Origin of the sequence: Serratia sp. BNK-12 (assembly GCF_047456085.1) — a bacterium.
Lineage (GTDB): Bacteria > Pseudomonadota > Gammaproteobacteria > Enterobacterales > Enterobacteriaceae > Serratia > Serratia liquefaciens.
The window spans coordinates 581595-589866 of sequence record NZ_CP179896.1 but is presented as its reverse complement, the minus strand read 5'-3'; the positions used below and the strand labels follow the sequence as shown (position 1 = coordinate 589866).

Sequence of the window (8272 nt, the reverse complement as noted above, 5' to 3'; positions counted from 1 at the left end):
TTATTGGATTTCTGACGGCTCGACGGCTAACGGGTGGCTCGCCCACCATTGCTGCGCCTGTTGATGGCTAACCTGCGCGCCTTTAAAGTTCACCACGCGCTTTCCGCGCTGCTCTCCGCGGTGATACAGCGCCCGCATGCACAGGTGCGGGAAGATTTCCCGAGCGATCAGATTGCGCATTTCTCGCGTGTGCCCAAAGGGCGCTATCCAGTCGCAGAACCACAGACGATCGCCACTGTTCCAGTCACTTTCCAGCATATTCACCGCAGGCTGCGTCAAATACCGCGCCTCGGCCTCTTGATTCATCCAGGCCCAACTGAGGAAAAACACCGGCTGATTCTGGTGCGACGCCAGCACATATTGCTGTCGCTTGATGATCGGCAGCAGCAGGGTTGGCAGGGTGTGCAGCGGGGCGTCGCGGTGCATCGGTGAATGCATCCACAGCCATACCGCCGCGCCAAAGGCTTCTGCCTCACTGTCTTCGCCGCCGAGGATCAACGGCGCCCTGATATCGTATTCGCCTATGCGCATGGTCGTGCCCTCAGTAGTTCCAGCTCAGGTTAAAGCCCAGGGTGACCGGGCTGGTGCTGAACCCCTCGGGTTTGGAGAACGGCACGCCGGCGAACAGATCGTAACCGACCTTGAAGGCGTAGCCGCGCAGCCCCACCACGCCACCGGCCAGGTGCTGCCCAACCAGATAGTCGGAACCGTAACCGCCCACTTCGCCGTAGTCGGCGCCGAGGTACAACTCTTGCCCCTGCAACGGTGTGCGCCAGGCCAGATCGTTACGGACGAACCAGCCGTGATTGGCGTTCAGGGTGCGTTCGCCATCAAAGCCGCGAACCGTCCAACGGTTGCCGATAGCGAACTGATCCTGCGGCGTCAGCGGCGTATCGCTGATCTGACGCTGGTATTGCACGTTGTAGCGGAAATTCTGGCTGAACAGGCTGAATGGCACGTCGAGCTGGGCGTTAAGCTGCACAATTTTGCTGAGCGCCGTGGCCTCGCCAAAGGTCTCTTCCGGCGCAGGCAATGCGCCGAACCAACGGGTACCGCGCTGATAGCTGACACCCGCGTCCAGCGTAGCTTGTTGAATGTAGTGGCGGTGCTGCAGCCCCAGGCGCCAGCCCGAGGTGCGTCGGCGCTGCACTTCCACTTCGGTATCGTTGATGTAGTTACTGGACTCGCGCGCCAGCACGTCATAGGTCAGCGTAGTTTTCTGGCTGCCGTTGCGGTGCAGCACCCGGCTGAGTTGGAAATCCAGATTCTTGCTTTTGCCGCTGTAGCGGTAATCCTGATTCTGACCGGCAATGGTCTGGTGGTAGTCATAGCTGTTGGCGGTAACCCCGGCCATCCAGTAACCGAACGGTACCGAATAGTGCCCGGTGATGTTCTTCGATCCCTTGCCGCCCTGGTTTTGCAGATCGGTAGAGCCGGAGATATAGAACAGATCGCTGAGCGAAAACGGGTTATCCAGCGACAGCGTTAAACCACCCTGATAGCGCCCGGTACTCTTGGTGCCGGAATCATCCAGCGAGGCGCCAATACGCCACATGCGTTCCTGCTTCCAGCTCAGGGCGATGTCACTTTCGCCGGGCTGTTCGCCGGGGATGATTTCCATATTGGCCTGCACCGTCGGCAGGCGCTGCAGGTTCTCCAGCCCCTGTTCGATATCGCGCAGGTCCAGCAGGTTGCCCGCATGGGCCGGGAAGCTGCTGTAAGGCTGAATGTAATGGCCGCTGTCAGGCGTCAGTTTCACCTGCCGCACGTAACCCGGCACCACCACCAGCCGCAGCTTGCCGCTTTTCAGATCCTGCGTCGGCGCCAGCACGCGCGTAGTGATGTAGCCGTGATCCACCAGCCGGTTTTGCAGGGTACTCATCAACAGGTTAATGCCCTGCCCGCCCAGGCAGCGCCCCTGCGCCTGATTAGCGATGCGCTGTAACGGCAGCCAATGAGGGAGTTTGTCCTGGCCACTCAATTCGACCTGATCGATTGGGAAGCAGGGTTTTTCCTGCGGGAAAGCAATACGTCCAAAACTGGATGAAGGTGGCGACAAGCGCACATCCGGCGTCGGAGGGGTCAGCTGTTGCTCCAGCGCCTTTTGCCGCTGCTGCTGTATGATCAGCTGTTCGCTGTTTGATGTTGCCGCCAGCAACGGTTGGCTGAATATAAATAGCGGCAAGACAACGGAGCCAAATGGAATACAGCCCTTGCGCACAGCAAGGCCGAGCGAAGAGTAAGCGGAGTGGCGCATTACTTTTTCCCTGTCGAAAGACAAATAAAAGATAAGAATTGTAAATAAACGCAAACATTATGCGCACGAATAGCTCACGATCAACTTAATTTTGCTCGGTAATGGGCGCTGGGTAACAAAATGCTTAATAAGAAGGATCTGCAATGCTCATGCCGGTGCTGTTAAGCCAAGCCAAAAATAACAACTAACAAATTGTTTTTAATCACTATATTTATAGATCAATTTTAATCGACATTCATATTCATGAATAATTGCATCTAAACAATGCAATTATTCATCACCGAGTCATTAACGCTAAACAGGTTACAACCTTTAAGAAATTTCCTATTTAAAATACGATTAACCACTTTATTAGCTCCCACCAGAAATCAAATTCGCGATTAATTGCCATGCTATTTTTTAATTATATTTGTCAATGCGTTACTTATTCACAATCGATATAACTTATTCCGCCATCAAGTCATAGCCACCTCGCAGTCTGCTGCCTTTCGCCTGGTGCGACAGATTCTTTCGTTGCAATGCTAAACCGGTTCTTCTATTTTAGCTCGCCATCTGACACGGGTGAAAACAGAGGTTGAACATGGTTAATCGCGTATGGGTTCTGGGTGATGCAGTCGTCGACCTGGTGCCTGAAAACTCAAACAGTTACCTTAAGTGTCCCGGTGGTGCGCCTGCCAATGTGGCGGTTGGCATTGCCCGCCTGGGCGGCGACAGCGCCTTTATCGGCCGGGTTGGCCAAGACAGTTTCGGCACCTTCATGCAACAGGTACTGAGCGAAGAACAGGTGGATATTGGCCATATGTTCCAGGACCCCGGTCACCACACCTCCACCGTGGTGGTGGACCTTGATTTGTCGGGCGAGCGCTCCTTCACTTTCATGGTCAATCCCAGTGCCGACCTGTTCCTGCAGCCTGAAGATCTGCCTGAATTCAACGCCGATGAATGGCTGCACGTCTGCTCTATTGCCTTGTCGCAGGAGCCCAGCCGCAGCACCACGTTTGCCGCCATGGAGAACATCAAGGCGGCCGGCGGCTGGGTCAGCTTTGACCCGAACATTCGTGAAGAGGTCTGGCGTCAACCGGATGCGCTGCGCACCTGTTTGCAAAAGGCCCTGCTGCTGGCAGACGTGGTGAAAATCTCGCTGGAAGAGCTGAGTTTTATCAGCAATATCGGTGAGTTGGAGAGTGCCATTGACTGGATGATGCAACGCTACCCGCTGCGTTTATTGCTGGTGACGCTGGGCGGCAACGGCGTATGCGTACACGACGGCAAGCAGATCCGGCATTTCCGTGCCCCCACAATCACCCCTGTCGATACTACCGGTGCAGGCGACGCTTTTGTTGCCGGCCTGCTGGCGGCGCTGGCGCAGATCGGCGCTTTGCCGCAGGAGGAACAATGGCCGGCGGTGATCGCTCAGGCTCAGGCCTGCGGCGCATTGGCGACTACCGCCAAAGGTGCGATGACCGCGCTGCCGCATGCCGACGAGCTCCGGGCCTTCCTTCGCCGCTGAGCCGCCCACAGTAAAACCGGCCCCGACAAGACCCGAGATTAAGCAAACAATATCGGGGCCACATTCGCCCTTGCCAGTTCAGGCACAATTTGCGGAGTCGATCACAATAGCTGAATCGGGTTAGCAAACTTGATTGCCAGCCGCACAGCAACTCACTATCTTTCATCCTGAAAAACCGGTTTAGCAATTTAGCAAAAAATAATAACAACCTTCCCGGATGATAGAAAATCATGAAAAAACTTAGCTATCTGGCCATCACTACAGGGCTTCTCATCTCTACCTCTGCCGCAGCGGCAGGCGCCAACGACAGCATCGAAGCGCGCCTCAATGCGTTGGAACAGCGGCTGCAGCAGGCCGAACAACGGGCGAGCCAGGCAGAAACGCGCGCCACGGCGGCGGAGCGCAAGGCTCAGCAGTTGGAGCAGCGTACCGCCAACACCGAGCGGCAAACCGTACAAGTGGCGCAGCGTACCGCGACGCTGGAAACCCACGCCGCACCGGCCAGCAACCTGAAGCTCACCGGCTTAACCGATCTCAAGCTGTACGGCGACGTCGAATTCAACCTTGACGGCGCCAGCCGCAGCGGCCAGTTGACGTCGTTGAAAGGCAGCGACAACAAGGACTGGAAGCCCGGTAACAAAGAAAAGTGGGATATCAACGGTCGCATACTGGTCGGCGTGGACGGTTATCGCCGCAACCCGGATGGCAACTTTTCTGGTTTCAGCGTGCAACCGCTGGCAGACATGACCGGCAAAATGAACCTCGACGATGCCGCCTTCTTCTTCGGTAACGAAAAGAACTGGCAAACCAAGATTGGTCGCTTTGAAGCCTACGACATGTTCCCGCTCAATCAGGACACCTTCATCCAGTATTCCGGCAATACCGCCAACGATTTGTATGCTGATGGCTTCGGTTATATCTACATGATGAAAGAAGGCCGCGGTCGTAGCAGCAGCGGCGGTAACCTGATGCTGAGCAAGTACGCCGGCGACTTCTACTTCGAGCTGAATACGCTGGTCGAAGACGGTACCTCGCTGTTTCAGGACGACGCCTATCACGGCAACAGCCTGGATAACAAAAAGAATGTCGCCTACCTGCGGCCGGTGATCGCGTGGAAAAAAGATCGGCTCAGCGCGGCGGTGGCGATGGAAAGCAACGTGGTCAACAACGCCTATGGCTACCATGACAGTCAGGGACAATTCGTCGACCAATCCAAGCGCAACGGCTATGGCATGACCCTCAGTTGGAACAACACTGCCACTCATCCGGACAACGGCGTGGTCGCCAACCTGAGCACTGCCTATCTTGACGCCTCCGGCGAACAGGACTTTACCGCCGGGGTCAACGTGCTGTGGCGCCGCTTTGAAGTGGGTTATATCTATGCTCACAACAATATCAAAGAGTTCAACACTGCCGGAATGACGGCCGATATCAGCAACCCGCTCAGCGAGCCGGGCAAGTATGACATCCACACAATCCATACTTCGTATCAGATACCTAACATCATGAATATGAAGAATTTCAATTTGTACCTCGGCGCCTACGTTTCGATGCTGGAGGCCAATGCCGAGAACAAGATAGCCAACGCCAATAACGATCAGCGCTATGGCGTACGTGCCAGATTCAAGTACTTCTTCTGACGCGGATGAACTGATTTCCGCCGCGAAAAATCGCGGCGGCATTTTTATTTATGAAGGGAGTGAACATGGACATAACCGCAACCGCCAACGCGCTATTGCCGCTGCTCGGCGGTAAAGAAAATATCGCCAGTGCCGCCCACTGCGCCACGCGCCTGCGTCTGGTGCTGGTGGATGACAGCAAGGTAGACAAAGTGGCGATCGGCAAGCTGGACGGGGTGAAAGGCTGCTTTAGCAACGCCGGGCAGATCCAGGTGATTTTCGGTACCGGGCTGGTCAACAAGGTGCACGCGGAATTTATCAAAGCGGCCGGCGTCAGCGAATCCAGTAAATCGGAAGCCGCCGACATAGCCGCTAAAAAACTTAATCCGCTGCAACGCATCGCCCGCCTGCTGTCGAATATCTTCGTGCCGATCATTCCGGCCATCGTCGCCTCCGGCCTGCTGATGGGCCTGCTCGGCATGGTGAAAACCTACGGCTGGGCCGATGCCAACAGCGCCCTGTTCGTGATGCTGGACATGTTCAGTTCGGCGGCGTTCATCATTTTACCGATCCTGATCGGTTTCACCGCGGCGCGCGAGTTCGGCGGTAACCCCTATCTGGGTGCCACGCTCGGCGGCATTCTGACGCATCCGGCGCTGACCAACGCCTGGGGCGTGGCCGGTGGTTTCCATACCATGGATTTCTTCGGGCTGGAGATCGCCATGATCGGCTATCAGGGCACGGTATTCCCGGTGCTGCTGACGGTGTGGTTTATGAGCGTACTGGAAAAACAGCTGCGTAAGGTGATCCCCAACGCGCTGGATTTGATCCTGACGCCGTTCCTGACGGTGGTGATCTCCGGCTTCGTCGCCATGCTGTTTATCGGCCCCGCCGGGCGCGCACTGGGTGACGGCATCTCCTTTGTCCTCAGCACGTTGATTACCCACGCCGGTTGGTTTGCCGGCTTGCTGTTCGGCGGCCTCTATTCCGCTATCGTGATCACCGGCATTCACCACAGCTTCCACGCCGTCGAAGCCGGACTGCTCGGTAACCCGAATATCGGCGTTAACTTCCTGCTGCCGATCTGGTCAATGGCCAACATCGCCCAGGGTGGCGCCTGTCTGGCGGTGTATTTCAAAACCCGTGACGCAAAAATCAAAGCCATTGCGGTACCTTCGGCCTTTTCCGCCATGCTTGGCATTACCGAAGCGGCGCTTTTCGGCATCAACCTGCGCTTTGTGAAACCGTTTTTGGCGGCTCTGGCGGGTGGTGCGCTCGGTGGAGCCTGGGTGGTGGCCAATCATGTCGGCATGAACGCCGTCGGGCTCACGGCCATTCCGGGAATGGCAATCGTGCAGGCCAGTTCGCTGGTGAGTTATATCATTGGTCTGGTGATCGCCTTTGGCAGCGCCTTTACCCTCTCGTTGTTGCTGAAATACAAAACGGACAGTGAATGATGGAAGAACTAAACCTGATGAAACAGGCCGTTCAGGCGATGATGAGCGGCATGCCCAAGGCGCTGCGCGATCCGCACCGACCGGCGTGGCACCTGGCCCCCAGCGTCGGGCTGCTCAACGATCCCAACGGCTTTATTCAGCATAACGGGGTTTACCACCTGTTCTATCAGTGGAACCCGCTGGGCTGCGATCACCGCAACAAATGCTGGGGTCACTGGCAGTCGACGGATCTGGTCCACTGGCAGCACCAGCCGGTGGCGCTGGTGCCGGGAGCCTGCTACGACAGCCATGGCTGTTATTCCGGCTCGGCGGTAGTGGCAGACGGCAAAATCATGCTGGCCTACACCGGCAACGTAAAATATCCCGACGGCTCGCGCACCGCCTATCAATGCCTGGCGCAGGAAAATGCTCACGGCGGTTATGACAAGCTCGGGCCTGTATTGCCGCTGCCGCCGGGTTATAGCGGCCACGTGCGCGATCCGAAGGTCTGGCGCCATAAGGACAACTGGTACATGGTGCTCGGCGCCCGTGACCTGCAGGATCGCGGTAAGGTTTTACTGCTGCGTTCCGCCGAGCTGCGCAACTGGCAGTTGCTGGGTGAAATCGCCGGCTCACAGCTGAACGGCATCGGTGACTTCGGCTATATGTGGGAATGCCCGGATCTGTTTACGCTGGACGGTGCCGAGGTGCTTATCTGCTGTCCGCAAGGCCTGGCGGCGGAGGCCGAACGCTATCTCAATGTTTACCAGGCGGGGTATTTCACCGGCAGGCTGGACTATCGACAGGCCACTTTCGACCATCAGGATTTCCACGAACTGGATGCCGGGTTTGAATTCTACGCGCCGCAGACCACCCTGACCGAAGACGGTCGCCGGCTACTGGTTGGCTGGATGGGCGTGCCGGAGCAAGACGAGGATTGCCACCCGACCTTGCCGTATGGCTGGATCCATATTCTGACCTGCCCACGGGAGCTGTCGTTGCATAACGGCAGACTCTGCCAACGTCCGGCACGTGAACTGCAACAGCTGAGGGGCGAAAACCGCCAATGGCAGGGCACCGCCGACGACGCGCCCTGCTGGCCTGTCGACAGCGCGGAACTGCTGCTGGCGCCAAACGGCGCGTTCAACGCCGACTTTGGCGGGGCGATGGCCCTGAATTGGGATGGCACCGTGCTGCGGCTGACGCGCAACAACCTGCGCAGCGGGCAGCCGGAACACCGTTACTGGCGCGGTGAGCTGACTCAGCTGCAGATACTGTTCGACCGTTCGAGCGTGGAGATTTTTATCAATCACGGCGAAGCGACCATGAGTTCGCGCTACTTCCCCGGCCCACAACCCTTACTGCACCTGAGCGGTAAAGCGCAGCTGGCGCTCGAGCACTGGTCGCTGACGCCATGCATGCTAGAATGACGCATCCTTCGATGAATTCA

The 8272-nt window shown here is 57.1% G+C and carries 6 protein-coding genes; 4 read left to right on the top strand and 2 right to left on the bottom strand.

The features are described from left to right. Positions 1–531 carry a toxin-activating lysine-acyltransferase gene (locus tag ACMGG1_RS02680; protein ID WP_020828639.1) on the bottom strand — a complete coding sequence of 177 codons (531 nt, stop codon included), beginning with the start codon at positions 529–531 and terminating at the stop codon, positions 1–3. A 10-nt stretch (positions 532–541) separates the two neighbouring features. Further along, positions 542–2257: a ShlB/FhaC/HecB family hemolysin secretion/activation protein gene (locus tag ACMGG1_RS02675; protein WP_046372625.1), complete on the bottom strand. Its 1716-nt coding sequence runs from the start codon at positions 2255–2257 to the stop codon at positions 542–544. 580 nt (positions 2258–2837) lie between these two features. Between ACMGG1_RS02675 and ACMGG1_RS02670 the strand changes: the two genes are divergently transcribed. The 4 genes from ACMGG1_RS02670 (at position 2838) to ACMGG1_RS02655 (ending at position 8252) form a co-directional block, all read left to right on the top strand. Further along, entirely contained in the window at positions 2838–3767 is a 930-nt protein-coding gene (locus tag ACMGG1_RS02670; protein ID WP_400826880.1) for an aminoimidazole riboside kinase, read from the top strand. A gap of 230 nt (positions 3768–3997) precedes the next feature. Beyond that, positions 3998–5407, top strand: coding sequence for a carbohydrate porin (locus tag ACMGG1_RS02665; RefSeq protein WP_020828642.1), 1410 nt, complete (start codon positions 3998–4000; stop codon positions 5405–5407). A 65-nt stretch (positions 5408–5472) separates the two neighbouring features. Continuing rightward, on the top strand, positions 5473–6843 hold the full coding sequence (locus ACMGG1_RS02660; RefSeq protein ID WP_020828643.1) for a sucrose-specific PTS transporter subunit IIBC: 1371 nt from the start codon (positions 5473–5475) through the stop codon (positions 6841–6843). Next, complete coding sequence (locus tag ACMGG1_RS02655) at positions 6843–8252, top strand: sucrose-6-phosphate hydrolase (RefSeq protein ID WP_142816478.1); 1410 nt, start codon at positions 6843–6845, stop codon at positions 8250–8252. Before ACMGG1_RS02660 ends, ACMGG1_RS02655 begins: the two co-directional genes overlap by 1 nt. Positions 8253–8272: the final 20 nt, after the last annotated feature.